The 16,209-nt window shown below is 61.1% G+C and carries 14 protein-coding genes; 12 read left to right on the top strand and 2 right to left on the bottom strand.

All coding sequences use genetic code 11. The annotated features are described in order from the left end of the window. Window positions 1-57 precede the first annotated feature (57 nt). Window positions 58-783, top strand: coding sequence for a CBS domain-containing protein (locus H8696_RS06205; protein ID WP_249316027.1), 726 nt, complete (start codon window positions 58-60; stop codon window positions 781-783). A gap of 20 nt (window positions 784-803) precedes the next feature. Here H8696_RS06205 and H8696_RS06200 read toward each other — a convergent pair whose 3' ends face one another. Further along, a complete protein-coding gene (locus H8696_RS06200; RefSeq protein WP_249316026.1) occupies window positions 804-1,880 on the bottom strand; it encodes a DUF362 domain-containing protein in 1,077 nt (358 codons plus the stop codon). Window positions 1,881-1,978: 98 nt separating this feature from the next. Here H8696_RS06200 and H8696_RS06195 point away from each other — a divergent pair, with 98 nt between their 5' ends. The 6 genes from H8696_RS06195 to H8696_RS06170 all read left to right on the top strand — a co-directional run bounded on the left by H8696_RS06195 (window position 1,979) and on the right by H8696_RS06170 (window position 10,950). Further along, entirely contained in the window at window positions 1,979-3,313 is a 1,335-nt protein-coding gene (locus H8696_RS06195; protein ID WP_249316025.1) for a replication-associated recombination protein A, read from the top strand. After that, the gene (locus tag H8696_RS06190) at window positions 3,306-4,685 is read left to right on the top strand and encodes a TldD/PmbA family protein (protein ID WP_249316024.1); all 1,380 of its coding nucleotides are present in this window, start codon (window positions 3,306-3,308) and stop codon (window positions 4,683-4,685) included. Before H8696_RS06195 ends, H8696_RS06190 begins: the two co-directional genes overlap by 8 nt. An 11-nt stretch (window positions 4,686-4,696) precedes the next feature. Beyond that, entirely contained in the window at window positions 4,697-6,016 is a 1,320-nt protein-coding gene (locus H8696_RS06185) for a TldD/PmbA family protein (RefSeq protein ID WP_249316023.1), read from the top strand. A gap of 289 nt (window positions 6,017-6,305) precedes the next feature. Further along, entirely contained in the window at window positions 6,306-9,422 is a 3,117-nt protein-coding gene (gene ileS / locus H8696_RS06180; protein ID WP_249316022.1) for an isoleucine--tRNA ligase, read from the top strand. Window positions 9,423-9,434: 12 nt separating this feature from the next. After that, window positions 9,435-10,292: a class I SAM-dependent methyltransferase gene (locus H8696_RS06175; protein ID WP_249316021.1), complete on the top strand. Its 858-nt coding sequence runs from the start codon at window positions 9,435-9,437 to the stop codon at window positions 10,290-10,292. Continuing rightward, on the top strand, window positions 10,285-10,950 hold the full coding sequence (locus tag H8696_RS06170; RefSeq protein ID WP_249316020.1) for an RluA family pseudouridine synthase: 666 nt from the start codon (window positions 10,285-10,287) through the stop codon (window positions 10,948-10,950). The genes H8696_RS06175 and H8696_RS06170 overlap by 8 nt, the downstream gene beginning before the upstream one ends. A 10-nt stretch (window positions 10,951-10,960) precedes the next feature. Here H8696_RS06170 and H8696_RS06165 read toward each other — a convergent pair whose 3' ends face one another. Beyond that, window positions 10,961-11,818 (bottom strand): RluA family pseudouridine synthase, encoded by an 858-nt coding sequence (locus tag H8696_RS06165; RefSeq protein ID WP_249316019.1) that lies wholly within the window; start codon window positions 11,816-11,818, stop codon window positions 10,961-10,963. Between the two features lie 135 nt (window positions 11,819-11,953). Here H8696_RS06165 and tyrS point away from each other — a divergent pair, with 135 nt between their 5' ends. The 5 genes from tyrS (at window position 11,954) to H8696_RS06140 (ending at window position 16,206) form a co-directional block, all read left to right on the top strand. Next, on the top strand, window positions 11,954-13,180 hold the full coding sequence (gene tyrS, locus H8696_RS06160; RefSeq protein ID WP_249316018.1) for a tyrosine--tRNA ligase: 1,227 nt from the start codon (window positions 11,954-11,956) through the stop codon (window positions 13,178-13,180). Next, window positions 13,180-13,836, top strand: a complete 657-nt coding sequence (locus H8696_RS06155; RefSeq protein ID WP_249316017.1) for a YigZ family protein — start codon at window positions 13,180-13,182, stop codon at window positions 13,834-13,836. Before tyrS ends, H8696_RS06155 begins: the two co-directional genes overlap by 1 nt. Window positions 13,837-14,075: 239 nt before the next feature. After that, window positions 14,076-14,372 (top strand): hypothetical protein, encoded by a 297-nt coding sequence (locus tag H8696_RS06150; protein ID WP_249316016.1) that lies wholly within the window; start codon window positions 14,076-14,078, stop codon window positions 14,370-14,372. 122 nt (window positions 14,373-14,494) lie between these two features. Further along, window positions 14,495-15,187, top strand: coding sequence for an iron-sulfur cluster assembly scaffold protein (locus tag H8696_RS06145; protein ID WP_249316015.1), 693 nt, complete (start codon window positions 14,495-14,497; stop codon window positions 15,185-15,187). A gap of 23 nt (window positions 15,188-15,210) precedes the next feature. Further along, a complete protein-coding gene (locus tag H8696_RS06140; protein WP_249316014.1) occupies window positions 15,211-16,206 on the top strand; it encodes a GGGtGRT protein in 996 nt (331 codons plus the stop codon). Window positions 16,207-16,209 lie beyond the last annotated feature (3 nt).

The raw sequence follows: 16,209 nt of genomic DNA, 5'->3' as shown, positions 1-16,209 counted from the left end.
AAAACCGAATAAAGCAAAAATAGACGGGGCACCCCGCCCCGTGGAAGAGGTGATACCATGAGCAATGCCGAACGGCTGATTGCCATCTACAACCATTTGGACCGTTTCATGCGGGATCTGGACGAAAAGGATCAATACATCCCCTTTTCAAGGCGGGTGCAGAAGCTGGCCACCCACGGCGGGCCCTTCGATAAGTACAAGACGGATCTGCTTTTGCTCAGCGACCTGCGCAATATTTTGGTCCATGAGGCCTATCTGGACAATATCAATCCAATTATGGAGCCCAATCCGAAGCTGATGGAACGCTTCGAGATGATCTATGGGCGGATCATCTCTCCGCCCAAGGCCCTGGATGTGGTGGCTCTCAAAGGCCATGAAATCTACAAGGTGGGATTTGATGCCCGGGCCACACGGGTGATGGAAAACATGATAAGACATGGCTACGCCCACGTTCCCGTGGTGGAAAACGAGGTGGTTCAGGGGGTCTTTTCCGAGCACAGCGTGGTCAACTTTCTCACACAGATGCCCGGCTCCACCATCGGGCCGGAGCTTCGGGTGGGAGAGATCATGGGCGTGGTGCAGAAGGACAGCTACCAACACCAGCGCTACCGATTTGCCCACCGGGATGTGACCGCCTTCGAGGTGGAGGACATGTTCTGGAGTCAGCAGGGACAGGACCGAAAAGGCAGGCTGGTGGCGGTGTTCCTAACCAGCACGGGCAAGAAGGGCGGCATGCTTCTTGGCATGGTGACCGCCGCCAATATCGCGGGATTCAGGGTATAAAGAAGGGCCGGCGGGCCCTTTTAAATTTCTTTCAGCAGGGCTTCCAGGATGGCCCTGGCCGAAGGAGGACAGCTGGGGACCGACCTTGCAAAACCCCGGCAGCAGTGGCCGATACCCAGTCCGCCGCCCTGCTCATTTTGGAAGTCCTGGCCGATGGAAACCTTGAGATCCCGGGGCAGGCGGCCCATCTCATCCAGGCGGTTCAGGGCGTGGATGAGGCCGCCGTAGCAGGCCGAACAGGCGGAGCGGGCGTCCACATGGGCGGCCAGGCGGGCGACCTTGCCGCTGGGCGTCATCTTTCCGCTCTCGCCCCGGTTGAGCTCACGGATCTCGGCCCCTTCAAGGTCCATGGAGCCGGCGCCGTATGCGGCCGCCCGGGGGATGTAGGCGATTTCATCGGGATCATAGCCCAGCAAAGTGGCCCCGTAAGCGTCCACCAGCACCGGATCCTCGCCGTGGATGAGCCGGTTCATGGGGACGGGATTACCTCCCTCCTCGAAGGTGAGATCGCCGCACAGGGCGTCCACCACCGTGAATACGGGATGAACGAGGGAGCCCAGACGGGCGATGGGCTCCGTCAGTCCGGCGGCGTGGTATCTTCGTTTTTCGCCGTCGGGGATGCAACCCTTGAGATTTTTGAGGGCGCAGGTGACGAGGGTCTGGCAGTGGGCTTTCAGCACGGGGAGGTTGATGAGGGCGTCGGCCTCAAGGACGGGTTTGCAGATTTGGTAGGTCTCCCCGCCGGCCTCAAAGGCCCGGACGGGGACCTTCTTGAGATCGATGAGGGGGACGCCGTAACGCTCGCTGAGCTGCTCGTAGCCCGCCGCTTTGAAGGCCCGGGCCGTTCCTTCACCGACCCAGGAGGACTCCATGATCTCAATGTTCTTGAGACCGAGGTCCTGCAGGAATTCGATTACGCCGGCCACGACCTCCGGATGGGTGGTCGCGCCGGAGGAGGCTGGCTTGGCCACCACCAGATTGGGCTTGAGGGCCACCCGCATGCCCGGGGAAAAGTGGGAGCCGGCGCCGGCCGCCTCCAGCAACCGCTTGGCCATCCGCCGGCCGTCGGTGCCATAAATCACATGAATTTGATGCATACGATCCCTCCGTTCTTCCTTCATTATAGCAAAGGAAGGGCCTTCGGGCTTTTGTTTTTGGAAGATTTGTCCTATACTAGGGAGCAGGAGGACACATTATGGATCTTTTTTCACAGCGCATGCAAAACAAGGCGCCCCTGGCTGACCGGATGCGCCCCGCCGCCCTGGAGGAATTTCTGGGGCAGGAGCATATCGTGGGGCCGGGCAGGCTTTTGAGACGGGCCATCGAGGCGGACCGGCTCACCTCCAGCATCTTTTTTGGGCCGCCGGGGACGGGCAAGACCACCCTTGCCGCCATCATCGCCGCGACCACTCAGTCGGCTTTTGCCAAGTTGAATGCGGTGACGGCGGGCGTCAAGGACGTTCGGGCCATCATCGAGGAGGCGGAGGAACGGCTGCGGCTCTACGGCCAGTCCACCTATCTGCTCCTTGACGAGTGCCATCGATGGAGCAAGGCTCAAAGCGATTCCATCCTGCCCGCCATGGAGAAGGGGATCATCCGCTTTATCGGTTCCACCACGGAAAACCCCATGGTGGCCATGACCCCGGCCATTGTCTCCCGCTGCCGGCTGTTTGAGTTCCGGGCACTGACCGCGGGGGATATCAAAACGGCCATGAAGCGGGCCATCACCGATCCCGAACGGGGTTTTGGCAAGCTGGCGGTGGCAGCGGACGAGGAGGCCTTAAACCACATCGCCGACGTGGCCTCGGGGGACGTCAGAAGCGCCCTCAATGCCATCGAACTTGCAGTTTTGACCACTCCGGCCGGGGAGGACGGGCGGATTCACATCACGCGGGAGATCGCGGCGGAGTCCATCCAGCGGCGGGTGCTCTCCATAGACGAATCCATGATGTATGATATGCTCTCCGCCTTCTGCAAGAGCCTTCGGGGCAGCGATTCCACCGCCGCACTGGCCTGGTTCGCCCGGCTCATCTCGGCGGGGATCGATCCTCGCATCCTGGCCCGGCGCATTATCGCCCATGCCTCGGAGGATGTGGGCCTTGCCAACCCCTCGGCTCTCACCCAGGCGGTGGCGGCAGCCCAGGCGCTGGAGCTCATCGGTATGCCGGAAGCCCGGCTCGCCATGACCCAGGCCATCCTTTTTATCTGCGAATCGCCCAAGTCCAACGCCGTGGTGATGGCCATCGACCGGGCCATGGCCGATGCCGGGAAGTACCCGCTGGACCCGGTACCCGTCCATCTTCGGGACACCAGCTATGCCGGGCATCAGCGCCTTGGCAGCGGCAAGGGCTACCGCTACCCCCACGAGTATCCGGGGCACTATCTAAAGCAGGAATACCGGCCGAAATCGGTGGAGCATGAGGAGTACTTCATTCCCGAGATCGGCTATGAACGGCGGTTTTTGGAGCTGCGGAAGGAACGCAGGCAGCCGCCCTTTGATGAGGAAGGAAAGGAAGAACGGGATGATTGATCGAAGCGTGGCGAGCGCCATTTTGACGAAGTGCCTGAAGGGCGGCGCAGATTTTGCGGAGCTGTTTTTCGAGGAACGGCGGGAGGGCGTGATCGGCATGCTTTCCGGGGAGATCGAGGCGGCCACCTCGGCACTGGAGCTGGGCGTGGGACTGAGGGTCATGCGGGGCCTGAAAAGTGTGTACACGTACGGGAATGATCTTGGCGGGCAGGGGCTGGAAGCGCTGGCCGTGAACGCCCTTGCCGCCCTCAAGGCTGCTCCGATGGAGACAGAAGACGTGGTGCTGAACCCGGCAAAGCGCATTCGGCCCGTGATAGAGATCCCACCGGCCGATGTGGAGCTCGTCCGCAAGACGGAGATCGTGCGCCAAGCGGACGCCGGGGCGCGGGGAAGGGAGAGCATCACCCAGGTGAATGTGACGCTGGCGGATGTGACCCAGAGGGTGCGCATCCTGAACAGCGAGGGACTGGACGTGAGCGACCAGCGCACGCGGGTGCGCCTTTCCGTGGTGGCCACGGCGGGCGGCAGCGGGGAGAATCAGACCGGCCACGAGGGACCGGGCGCAGCCAGCGGCTACGAGTTCTTCGAGAAGGTGGTGGACCCTCGGAGCGTGGGCCGGCAGGCGGCGAAGACGGCGGACACCATGCTGAAGGCCGAATCCTGTCCCAAAGGAATCTTTCCGGTGGTCATCTACGGCGGCTTTGGCGGGGTGATCTTCCACGAGGCCTGCGGCCACGCCCTTGAGTCCAGCTTTGTCAGCAAGGGCATATCGGTTTTTTCGAATAAGCTGGGCGAGGCCATCGCCTCCCCCAAGGTGACCGCCGTGGACGATGGCGTCATCCCCTGGGGCTGGGGTTCCCTTGGCGTGGACGACGAGGGATTCCGCACGCAGCGCAACCTTCTGATTGAAGAGGGTGTGCTGAAAAGCTACATGGTGGACCGCATGGGCGCACGCAGGATGGACCATCCCAGAACGGGCAACGGCAGACGCCAGTCCTACCGCTATGCGCCCACCTCCCGGATGACCAATACCTTCATCGAGGCGGGCCCGGACGATGAGGAGGAGATGATCCGCACCCTGGGCGAGGGCCTTGTCGCCAAGAAGATGGGCGGCGGCTCGGTCAACCCGGCCACCGGCGAATTCAACTTCGCCGTCAACGAGGGCTGGTGGGTGAAGGACGGCAGGATCGTGATGCCGGTCAGGGGCGCGACCCTCATCGGCAAGGGGCAGGAGATCCTCTTTTGTATCGACAGCGTGGGCAAGAAGGTGTCCCTGGGCCAGGGCATGTGCGGATCCTTCTCCGGATCCATCCCCGTCAACGTGGGGCAGCCCACCATTCGGGTGAGCCGCATCGCCGTGGGCGGAAGGTAAGGAGGAAGAGCATGATTGATCGATTGTTGGAACGGGCGAAAAAGGCCGGGTTCACCGAGGCGGAAGCCCTGCTGGAGCGGGGCGAGCAGCGCCGGGTGAAGGTCTTTGGCGGCGAGGTGGACGAGTACGCCTTCAGCCTGACGGAGGGACTGGGCTTTCGGGGCCTGTACGGGGGCAGGATGGGCTACGCCTACACCGAACGGATGGACGAGGAGGGTCTGGAATTTTTGATCTGCTCGGCCAAGGCGGGCGCCGGGCTCTTCAGCGGAGCGGACCCGGAATTTTTGTGGAGGCCGGAGGAGGATTATCCGGCGGTGCCCAGGCAAAAGGATATCGGGACCACGGCGGAGCAGTCCATCGCCGATGCGCTGGCGCTGGAGCAGGGCGTGAGCGCGGCGGGACTCAAGGCCGAATCGGCCGTAGTGGGCAGCGGCGAGGGCGGAGTGAGACTGGTGAACACCCTGGGCCTTGACGAGAGCTATCAAAGCCATGTGGGCTACGCCTACGTGGGCGCCCTGGACGATGGGGGCGGCGAGACGGTCAGCGGCGGCGAGAGCTGGGAGGGGGAGAGCTTTGACGACTTCTCCGTGGAGACGCTGGTCCGGCAGGCTGTCCAGGACACACTGGATAAGCGGGGCGCCCGGCCCTGCGCCACCGGAAGCTGGCCGGTGGGCTTTTCAAACCTGGCCATGGTGGGGCTGATGCAGACCTTCTGGGGCGTCTTCTCAGCGCAGGCGGCGCAAAAGGGCCTCTCCCTTTTGAAAGGCCGCCTGGGGGAGCGGATGGCAAGTCCTCTGGTGACGCTGGTGGACGATCCCTTCCTGCCCGGGGGCCTGGGCAACGCGCCCTTCGACGGGGAGGGCGTGCCCACGGCGAAAAAGACGGTGGTGGACCGGGGCGTTTTCACCACCTTCCTCCACAACCTGGTCACCGCCAAGAAGGACGGGGTGGTCAGCACCGGCAACGCCAGCCGCTCGGCGGGCTCGGCCAAGGTGGGCATCTCCCCCTTCAACCTGTACCTGGCGCCGGGGGAGCTCACCCGGGAAGGGATCTACGGCGGGATCCACGAAGGACTTTTCGTGACCGAGATGATGGGCCATCACGCCGGGGCGAACGCCATCTCCGGCGATTTCTCCCTTCTGGCAAAGGGCTTTTGGATTAAAAACGGCGGGATCGATCATCCGGTGAACCAGGTGACCGTGGCGGGCAACTTCTATGAGCTGATGAAGCGGGTTGCGGGCGTGGGCCGGGATCTGCGCTTTGACACGGGCGGAGCCTCCTTTGGCAGCCCCTCGCTGTGGGTGGAAAGCCTTCATGTGACCGGCGCCTAAAAACCCTTTACAAAAGGGGGGCCTTTCCCTATAATAAGGATAAACGTGATGAGCGGGACGGAATTCTGTGCGGGGCAACAGCGAACGGGGTCAGGTGTAAGCCCGGTGCACGGCCAGGATTCGGATCACCCGGGAGCGGCCGCCTCGAGGAGGGGCGGACGGCGGGACCGTTATGCCCTGTCAAGCTGCGCACGCCCTTGTGCGAATAAAGGTGGTACCGCGGAAGTTCGGCCTTCCGTCCTTTGGGGGACGGAGGGCCTTTTGATTTCTTGAAAAGGAGTTGCAATTCATGTACGACAAAGTTTCCACACAGCTCAACTTTGTGGAGCGGGAAAAGGAAGTCCTGGACTTCTGGAAGAAAAACGATGTGTTTCAAAAGAGCATTGAAAACCGGGAGGGCGGCCCTTCCTTTACCTTCTTTGACGGCCCCCCCACGGCCAACGGCAAGCCTCACGTCGGGCATATTATCACCCGGGTGATGAAGGATATCATCCCACGCTACAAAACCATGAAGGGCTACCATGTGCTGCGCAAGGCGGGCTGGGATACCCATGGCCTGCCGGTGGAGCTCGAGGTGGAAAAGATGCTGGGCCTTGACGGCAAGCCCCAGATCGAGTCCTACGGGATCGAACCCTTCATCGAAAAGTGCAAGGAAAGCGTCTGGAAATACAAGAGCGAATGGGAGCGCATGTCCGAGACATTGGGCTATTGGGCGGATATGGAGCATCCCTACATCACCTACGACAACAACTACATCGAATCGGTGTGGTGGTCCCTCAAAAAGGTCCACGAGAAGGGTCTTTTGTACCACGGGCACAAGGTGGTTCCCTACTGCCCCCGCTGCGGAACGGCCCTCTCCTCCCACGAGGTGGCCCAGGGTTACAAGGACGTCACCGATCCCTCCTGCTTTGTTCGCTTCAAGGTGAAGGGCGAGGAGAACACCTACCTGCTCGCTTGGACCACGACCCCCTGGACGCTCCCCTCCAACGTGGCGCTGTGCGTCAACAAAAAGGAGGATTATGTAACCGTATCCTACAAGGGTGAAAAGTTGATTCTGGCTGCTGCTTTGGCACCGAGCGTCCTCAAGGAAGACTATGAGATTCTGTCAACCTGCAAGGGCCAGGATATGGTGGGCATGGAATACGAACCGCTCTACAGCTTCGTGGAGCCGAGGAAGAAGGCCTACTACGTGGTGGAAGCGGATTATGTAACCCTTACCGACGGCAGCGGCATCGTGCATATCGCTCCCGCTTTCGGCGAGGACGACGCTCAGGTGGGACGGCGCTACGATCTGCCCTTCCTGCAGCTGGTGGATGCCCAAGGATGTTTTGTCAAGGAAGCCGGCGAGTTTGCCGGCATGTTCGTCAAGGAGGCCGATGCCAAGATCCTGGAGGATCTGGACGGGCGGGGCCTGCTTTTTGTCAGCGTGCCCTACGAGCACAGCTACCCCTTCTGCTGGCGGTGCGATACGCCGCTGCTGTATTACGCGAGAAGCACCTGGTTCATCCGCATGACGGAAGTGAAGGACAAGCTTTTGGCCAACAACCGGAAGATCAACTGGATCCCGGAGAACATCAAGGACGGCCGGATGGGCAACTTCCTGGAGAACGTCATCGACTGGGGCCTGTCCCGGGAACGGTATTGGGGAACCCCCCTGCCGGTGTGGGAGTGCGAATGCGGCCATGTGACGGTGATCGGAAGTCGCAAGGAGCTCTACGAGAAGGGCATCAACGTGCCCGAGAACATCGAGCTGCACAAGCCCTACATCGACGGGGTGGAGATCGTGTGCGAGAAGTGCGGCAGGCACGTGAAAAGGGTTCCGGAGGTCATCGACTGCTGGTACGATTCGGGCTCCATGCCCTTCGCCCAGTGGCACTACCCCTTTGAGAATCAGGAGATCTTCAAGGAAAACTATCCCGCCGATTACATCTCCGAGGCCATCGATCAGACCCGGGGATGGTTCTATACGCTGCTGGCCATCTCCACTCTCATCTTCGATGAGCCGGCCTTCAAAAACTGCATCGTTCTGGGACACGTGAACGACAAGGACGGCCGCAAGATGTCCAAGCACATCGGCAACGTCATCGATCCCTTCACCGTCCTGGATAAGCAGGGCGCGGATGCGGTGAGGTGGTACTTCTACACCTCCTCAGCGCCCTGGCTGCCCAGCCGCTTCTATCCCGAGGCGGTCTCCGAAGCCCAGCGTAAATTCATGGGCACCCTGTGGAACACCTACGCCTTCTATGTGCTCTACGCCAACATCGACGGTTTCAACCCCAAGGACTACCTCGACTGGACGCCGGAGAATCTTGGGGTCATGGACCGCTGGGTGCTCTCCAGACTGAGCACCCTCATCGCCAGGGTGGACGACGATCTTGAGCATTACCGCATCACCGAGCCCGCCCGGGCCATCGGCGAGTTCGTGGATGAGCTGTCCAACTGGTACGTCAGGCGGGGAAGGGAGCGTTACTGGGGCCACGGCATGACCGAGGATAAGCTGAATGCCTTCATGACGCTGCAGGAAGTTCTGGTCACCCTCTCCAAGCTGATTGCGCCCTTCGTGCCCTTCATGGCGGAGACCATCTACCAGAATCTGGTGCGGAAGATGGACCCGGAGGCTCCGGTGAGCGTGCACCTGTGCGACTTCCCCAAGGCCGATCCCGCCCTGGCGGATAGGGAGCTAGAAGAGGCCATGGACACGGTGCTGAAGGCCGTGGTGCTGGGCCGTGCGGCCCGCAGCGCCGGAAACGTGAAGAACCGTCAGCCCCTGGCGACGGCCTACATCGAGGGCGCGGCGGTGGACGAGGAGTTCACCCGGCTGATTGCCGAGGAGCTCAACGTGAAGAAGGTGGACTACATCCAAAGCGCCGCAGCCTTCACCGATTATGCCTTCAAGCCCCAGCTGCGCACGGTGGGACCGCGCTACGGCAAGCTGGTGGGAAGGATCTCCCAGAAGCTGAAGGAGCTGGACGGCGTAAAGGCCATGGTGGAGCTGGAGAAGACGGGAAGGCTTGCCCTCACCGTGGAGGACACGGCGGTGGAGCTGACGAAGGAGGACCTCCTCATCGAGAGCATGCCGAGGGCGGGCTTCATCTCCCAGCAGGATCGGGGCATGACGGTGGTGCTGGACACCAACCTCACTGACGAGCTGATGGAGGAGGGCCTGGTTCGGGAGGTCATTTCCAAGGTGCAGACCCAGCGTAAGCAGGCGGGATTTGAAGTGACCGACCGTATCGTGATGGGCTACGAGACCGACGGGGAGCTGGCCCGGGTGCTCAAGGAGCGGGAGGCCATGGTCCGAGGCGAGATCCTGTGCGAGAGCGTGGAGCCCGCCCTTCGGGAGGGCTTCGAGAAAGCGTGGGATATCAACGGACACGAGCTTACCCTTTGGATCAAGAAGGTTTAAGGAGGTCATCCTTTGGAGATTGCCCGGGATTGGCAGGATTATGAGCTGTTGGACGCCGGCGGCGGGGAGAAGCTGGAGCGGTGGGGGAAGTACGTTCTTCGCCGCCCCGATCCCCAGGCGGCCTGGCCAAAGAGCGGCGCGGCGGATTGGGACCGGGCCGCAGCGGTCTACCACCGCAGCAGCACCGGAGGCGGTTCCTGGAGCTTTCCGGGCAGGCTGCCGGAAAGCTGGCAGGTGGGCTGGCGGGAGCTTCGCTTCCGGGTGAAGCCCATGGGTTTCAAGCACACCGGACTCTTTCCGGAGCAGGCGGTCAACTGGGCCTTCATGATGGAGCGGATCGCGGGGGAGCGGGAGCCGGAGGTGCTCAACCTTTTTGCCTACACCGGGGGCGCCACCGCGGCGCTGGCGGCGGCGGGCGCACGGGTGGTCCATGTGGATGCGGCCAAGGGCATCGTGGGTGCGGCCAAGGAGAACCTGGCGCTGTCCGGACTGGCCCAGCGTCCGGTGCGCTTTTTGGTGGACGACGCCAAGAAGTTCGTGGCCCGGGAGATCCGCCGGGGCCGCAAGTATCGGGGGATCGTGATGGACCCGCCCACCTACGGCCGGGGTCCCTCCGGCGAGGTGTGGCGCATCGAGGATGAGCTGTATGGGCTTTTGGCCTCCTGCACCGAGATTTTGGAGGATCCCCTCTTCGTCGTCATCAACGGCTACACCACCGGACTGTCGCCCACGGTGCTGGTCAACCTCTTGAAGGTGACGGTGGGGGAGCGCTTCGGCGGCCGGGCTGCGGCGGACGAGATCGGCTTGCCCCTTTCCAGCCGGAACCTGGTGCTGCCCTGCGGAGTCACCGCCCGTTGGACCCATGCTTGAGGTCATCCACGAGGACAACCATCTGCTGGTTGTGGTCAAGCCCGTGAACGTGCCCGCCCAGGCGGACAGCTCCGGGGACATGGATATGCTAAGTCTTGTAAAGGCTTACATCAAGGAAAGGTACCAAAAACCCGGCGCGGTCTATGCGGGACTTGTCCATAGGCTGGACCGGCCGGCCGGGGGCCTGATGGTCTTTGCCAAGACCTCCAAGGCGGCGGCGCGGCTGTCCGTCCAGTTCCAAAGCCACGAGGCGGGCAGAAGCTACCTTGCGGCGGTGGAGGGGGACGCCGGAGCGGGTACGCTTACGGACTACCTGTGCAAGGACGGCGGGAAAAACCGGGTGACGGTGGTGCAAGCGGGGACGGCGGGCGCCAAGTGGGCCCAGCTTTGCTACGAGACGGTGGAAAGGCGGGGCGGCCTTTCCCTGGTCCGGGTGGAGCTCAGCACCGGCCGTCCCCATCAGATCCGGGTGCAGATGGCAAACGCCGGCTTTCCCCTATTCGGGGATCAGCGCTACGGCCGGGGGCGGCCGGGGCAGCAGCTGGCCCTGTGGGGCGCCGAGCTTCGCCTCACCCATCCCACCCGCAGGGAGTCCATGACCTTCAGGGCCCCGCCGCCAAAAACGGAGCCCTGGATACAATTTAAATGGAAAGGATGAAGCCACGGCTTCATCCTTTTTGTTGCAGTTTTTCGGGGGTGAGGGTCTGGGGGGAGGCGAGGGTCAGCCCATCCAGACGCTCCAGAGGGGAACCCTTGGGAAAGTGCAGCGTGAGCATGTGGCAGCAAAGCTGGGGCTTTCTGAGATGGTGGCGCTTGTTGGCGGCCCGGTTGCCGTACTTGTCATCCCCCAGAATGGGCCAGCCCATGTGGGCGAGATGGGCCCGGATCTGATGGGTGCGGCCGGTGTGAAGCTCCACCTCCAGCAGGGCGAGTTCCCCGGATAAGGCCAGGGTGCGATACCCGGTGACGATGGACTTCGAGCCCGGAGCCGGGCGGTCCAGCACCCGAAGCCTGGCGGCGCCGGCATCCTTGAGGGCGTGATGGGCGAGCATCCCCGCCGCGGGCTTCGGCCGTCCAAGGACGATGCACCGGTAGCGCTTGTCCAGAGTGCGCCGACTGAAGGCCTGGAGCAGCTCCGTCTCCGCCGGGGCGTTTTTTGCAAACAGGATCACGCCGAAGGTGTCCGTATCCAGGCGGTGCACCGCCCGGGGGAACCCGTCTTCCCCTTTAAGAAGATTCTCAAGGGAGCCCGGTCCCACCGAGGGAAGGCCCGCCGGCTTGAAGAGGGCGAGCAGTTCCTCATCCTCGTACACAATCTCCGGGCGGAAAGCGGGCAGCACCAGATAGGCCGTCACCCGGTCCCCCGGCTGCAGCAAGACGTTTTCCCCCACCCGGACGCCGTTCACCTTCACCTCCCGGCCCTTGACCGCCTGCCGCACCTTGGCCGGGGGCAGGAGGGGACAGGAGCGGGTCATAAAATTGATCAGCCGCACGGGCCGTTCTTCGTCCACAATCCATTCAAGCATAGGAAGGTCCTTTCTTGTCCATAAAATAAGGGTAACCGCAAAGGGCTTTCCGGTCAATACTTTGCTACATTGAAGAGGTTGTGTTATAATGCGGGTTAGACAAAAATTGATACAAAACGAAAGTGAGGAATGGTTATGCCCCATATTCTGGATTCACTGAAGGAACGCGGCTTCATCGCCCAGATCACCTTCGAGGAAAGGCTGTATGAACTGTTTGAAAAGGAACGGGTCACCTTCTATGTGGGCTTTGATCCCACGGCGGACAGCCTCCATGTGGGCCATTTCATTCCGATTATGGCCATGGCCCATCTGCAGCGGGCCGGGCATCGGCCCATCGCGCTGATGGGCGGCGGCACCGGCATGATCGGCGACCCCTCGGGGCGGACCGATCTGAGAAAAATGCTCACCGAGGAGATGGTCCAGCACAACGTGGACAATATCCAAAAGCAGCTCTCCCGCCTCATCGATTTTGGCGAGGACGGCGCCATCCTGGAGAACAACGCCCATTGGCTGATGGATCTCAATTACATCGCCTTCCTGCGGGAGGTGGGCGTGCATTTCAGCGTCAACCGCATGCTCACCGCCGAGTGCTACAAGCAGCGCATGGAGCAGGGGCTTACCTTCCTGGAGTTCAACTACATGCTCATGCAGGCCTACGATTTTTGGAAGCTCAACCAGCTCTACGACTGCAAGCTGGAGGTGGGCGGCGACGACCAGTGGTCGAACATTCTGGCCGGCGCCGATCTGATCCGCCGCAAGGAACAGAAGGAGGCCTTTTGTATCACCTTCCCGCTGCTCACCAACTCCCAGGGCAAGAAGATGGGCAAGACCGCGGCGGGGGCCATGTGGCTGGATGCAAACAGGATGTCCCCCTACGATTTCTACCAATACTGGCGCAACGTGGACGACGCGGACGTGGAGAAGTGCCTGAAGCTTTTGACCTTCCTGCCGCTGGAGGAGATCCACGGGCTTTGCGCCGAGGGCGGGGCCAGTCTCAACCACGCCAAGGAGGTCTTGGCCACCGAGGTGACAAAGCTCATTCACGGCGAGACCGAGGCCATGAGCGCCCACGAGGCGGCCAAGGCCCTGTTCGGCAAGGGCGGAGACGATGCCAACATCCCCACCACCGTGATCGGACGAGAGACCCTGGCGGAGAACGGCCGGGTGGTGGACCTTCTCGCGCTCACCGGCGTGGCCAAATCCAAGGGCGAGGGCCGGCGGCTCATCGCGGGCGGCGGCGTTTCCGTCAACGGTGAGAAGGTCACCGACGTGGATCAGAAGGTGACCGAGGCCGACTTTGCGGAGGGACTTATGCTGAAAAAGGGCAAGAAGGTCTATCACCGCGTGACCCTGGAAGGCTGATGAAGGAGCCGGAAAAGCGGGACGGCTACGCCACGGTGGAGGAGCGGAGCCGAAGGGAGATCGTCATTCAAAGGAGCCGGTTCATCGGCGAGTGCGCGCCGGTGCATTCCCCCGAGGAGGCGGCGAGGTTCGTGGAGAGCGTGAAGAAGGCCATGCCCGATGCCAGCCACCACTGCTACGCCTACGTGGTGGGTAAAAATCGGGGCGTACAGCGCTCCACCGACGATGGGGAGCCCTCGGGCACGGCGGGCGTGCCCATCCTGCAGGTCTTGAACATGAACGAGCTCACCGATGTGGCCCTCGTGGTCACCCGCTACTTTGGCGGCGTGCTCCTTGGCGCCAAGGGTCTGGTGCGGGCCTACAGCCGTTCGGCGGCGGAGGCGGTGAAGGCCGCTCGGCCCGTGTTCATGGAGGCGACGGATCTTTTGTCCCTCACCGTGGATTACCCCCTTTGGGGCAAGCTGGAGTACGAACTCAAGGCCCAGCCGGTGAAGGTGGCGGAGGTGATCTACGCCTCGGATGTGACGGTGAACCTCAAGGTGAGAAAACGGGACCGGGCCGCGTTTGTGGACCGCATCGTGAACCGCACGGAGGGCAGGGTTCGTCTCGCGGAAGGGGAAAGCGAGCACCTGCCTTGGGAGATCGAGATCGACTGACGCACAAAAGGCCAGCGGCAATGTTAGACAAAGCCGTTGGCCCTTTATTTAAAAAAGGGCAGGCAATGAATTCGCTCCGTTGGACCCAATTCATTGCAATTTGCTGTGAACAAACTGCCCTTTGAGAATTAGGATGGCCGGTACAAAGAAAAATATGCGAAGAATTTAAAAAGGATTTGGCAGACCCAAAAAGCCTGTTCTATAATGGGCGTGAGAAATCAAAAAATGGGAGGAAGACAATGGGAGATTTTTTTGAGATGCTGATGGTGCTTGCTTTTGGCTTTGCATGGCCGACGTCCATCATCAAAAGCTGGAAGGCCAGAACGGCCAAGGGAAAGAGCTTATCCTTTTTAATCATCATCATTGTGGGTTATATCTGCGGAATTACCTCAAAGCTGATCACAAACCGAATCAACTACGTTTTGATCTTCTATATCATCAATTTGGTGATGGTAAGCTTCGATCTCGTTCTTTATTTCCGCAATGTCAGATTGGATCGGGAACGGGAAGCGGCGGAGATTCCCCATATGGTGTGATTTGGCTGAAGGGGAAACCGCAAAATTTCCGCGAAATTCGTTGGTAGGCGGCCCTTTTTATGTTATAATACACATGGACTTTTGTGAAAAACCAAACGATGCCAAAAGTAAGGAGGAGACCCATGATTTATTCCAAAGAAGTGGAAGAAATGATCTGCGTGGCAAAGGGACCCAAGCATGGCCCCGCTCCCATCCCGGAAGAGGGAAGATGGGTGCAATCCAAGGAGATCAAAGACATTTCTGGCCTCACCCACGGGGTGGGCTGGTGTGCGCCGCAGCAGGGTGCCTGCAAGCTGACGCTGAACGTGAAGGAAGGCATCATCCAGGAAGCGCTGGTGGAAACCATCGGCTGCTCCGGTATGACCCATTCCGCTGCCATGGCCGCTGAGGTGCTCCCCGGCAAGACCGTGCTGGAAGCCCTGAACACCGACCTTGTGTGCGATGCCATCAACACCGCCATGCGCGAGCTGTTCCTGCAGATTGCCTATGGCCGTACCCAATCCGCATTTTCCGAGGATGGACTTCCCGTTGGCGCCGGCCTGGAGGATCTGGGCAAGGGCCTTCGTTCCCAGGTGGGTACCATGTATGGTACGCTTCCCAAGGGCGTTCGTTTCCTGGAGATGGCCGAGGGCTATGTCCTGGGTATCGGACTGGACGAGAACAACGAAGTTATCGGTTACAAGTTCATCAGCCTGGGCAAGATGATGGACGCCATCAAGGCAGGCAAGGATCCGAAGGAAGCTTACGAGCAGAACATCGGTACCTATGGCCGCTTTGATCAGGCCGTCAAAGTCATTGACCCCCGCCATCAATAAACGGGAAGGAGCGAGGATAACAAATGGCACAATTTGAAGGTTATGAGCGCAGAATCGGCAAGATCAACGAATGCTTGGCCGAGTATGGCTTTAAAGATTTGGATGAGGTAAAACAGTTCTGCCTGGACAAAGGTGTGGATGTGGATACCATCGTCCGTTCCATTCAGCCCATCTGCTTTGAAAATGCGGTGTGGGCGTACACCCTGGGCGCGGGCATCGCTTTTAAGAAGGGCGTTAAGACCGCTGCTGAAGCCGCCGAGGCTATCGGTATTGGTCTGCAGGCTTTCTGCATTCCCGGTTCCGTGGCTGACCAGCGCAAGGTGGGTCTTGGACACGGCAACCTGGCTGCCATGCTTCTCCGCGAGGAGACCGAGTGCTTCTGCTTCCTGGCGGGACACGAGTCCTTCGCCGCGGCGGAAGGCGCCATCGGTATTGCGAAGACCGCCAACAAGGTCCGCAAGAAGCCCCTTCGGGTCATCCTGAACGGCCTTGGCAAGGATGCGGCTTACATCATCTCCCGGATCAACGGCTTTACCAGCGTGGAGACCCAGCTCGATTACGCGACGGGCGAGCTCAAGATTCTGGAGGAGAAGGCTTTCTCCGATGGCGAGCGCGCCAAGGTGAAGTGCTACGGTGCCGACGATGTGGTGGAAGGCGTGGCCATCATGCGTCATGAGGGCGTGGATGTTTCCATCACCGGCAACTCCACCAACCCCACCCGCTTCCAGCATCCCGTGGCGGGCACCTACAAGAAGTGGGCGATCGAGAACGGAAAGCGGTACTTCTCCGTGGCTTCCGGCGGCGGCACCGGCCGTACCCTCCATCCCGACAACATGGCGGCGGGCCCGGCTTCCTATGGCATGACCGATACCATGGGCCGCATGCATTCCGATGCCCAGTTCGCGGGTTCTTCCTCCGTGCCGGCTCACGTTGAGATGATGGGCCTGATCGGTATGGGCAACAACCCCATGGTGGGCGCCTCCGTGGCTGTGGCTGTGGCTGTCTCTGAGGCTCTTTGAGAA

The organism is Gehongia tenuis (genome assembly GCF_014384795.1).
GTDB classification, from domain to species: domain Bacteria; phylum Bacillota; class Clostridia; order Christensenellales; family NSJ-53; genus Gehongia; species Gehongia tenuis.
Note: the sequence above shows the minus strand (reverse complement) of the source record. Positions and strands in the feature narration are given on the sequence as shown.

Bases quoted from the DNA above. Each gene is read 5' to 3' on its own strand.
- H8696_RS06200 (WP_249316026.1), bottom strand. From the start codon at position 1,880: ATGCATCAAATTCATGTGATTTATGGCACCGACGGCCGGCGGATGGCC.
- H8696_RS06145 (WP_249316015.1), top strand. From the start codon at position 14,495: ATGATTTATTCCAAAGAAGTGGAAGAAATGATCTGCGTGGCAAAGGGA.
- H8696_RS06205 (WP_249316027.1), top strand. From the start codon at position 58: ATGAGCAATGCCGAACGGCTGATTGCCATCTACAACCATTTGGACCGT.
- tyrS (WP_249316018.1), top strand. From the start codon at position 11,954: ATGCCCCATATTCTGGATTCACTGAAGGAACGCGGCTTCATCGCCCAG.
- H8696_RS06195 (WP_249316025.1), top strand. From the start codon at position 1,979: ATGGATCTTTTTTCACAGCGCATGCAAAACAAGGCGCCCCTGGCTGAC.
- H8696_RS06185 (WP_249316023.1), top strand. From the start codon at position 4,697: ATGATTGATCGATTGTTGGAACGGGCGAAAAAGGCCGGGTTCACCGAG.
- H8696_RS06140 (WP_249316014.1), top strand. From the start codon at position 15,211: ATGGCACAATTTGAAGGTTATGAGCGCAGAATCGGCAAGATCAACGAA.
- ileS (WP_249316022.1), top strand. From the start codon at position 6,306: ATGTACGACAAAGTTTCCACACAGCTCAACTTTGTGGAGCGGGAAAAG.
- H8696_RS06150 (WP_249316016.1), top strand. From the start codon at position 14,076: ATGGGAGATTTTTTTGAGATGCTGATGGTGCTTGCTTTTGGCTTTGCA.
- H8696_RS06190 (WP_249316024.1), top strand. From the start codon at position 3,306: ATGATTGATCGAAGCGTGGCGAGCGCCATTTTGACGAAGTGCCTGAAG.
- H8696_RS06170 (WP_249316020.1), top strand. From the start codon at position 10,285: ATGCTTGAGGTCATCCACGAGGACAACCATCTGCTGGTTGTGGTCAAG.
- H8696_RS06165 (WP_249316019.1), bottom strand. From the start codon at position 11,818: ATGCTTGAATGGATTGTGGACGAAGAACGGCCCGTGCGGCTGATCAAT.
- H8696_RS06155 (WP_249316017.1), top strand. From the start codon at position 13,180: ATGAAGGAGCCGGAAAAGCGGGACGGCTACGCCACGGTGGAGGAGCGG.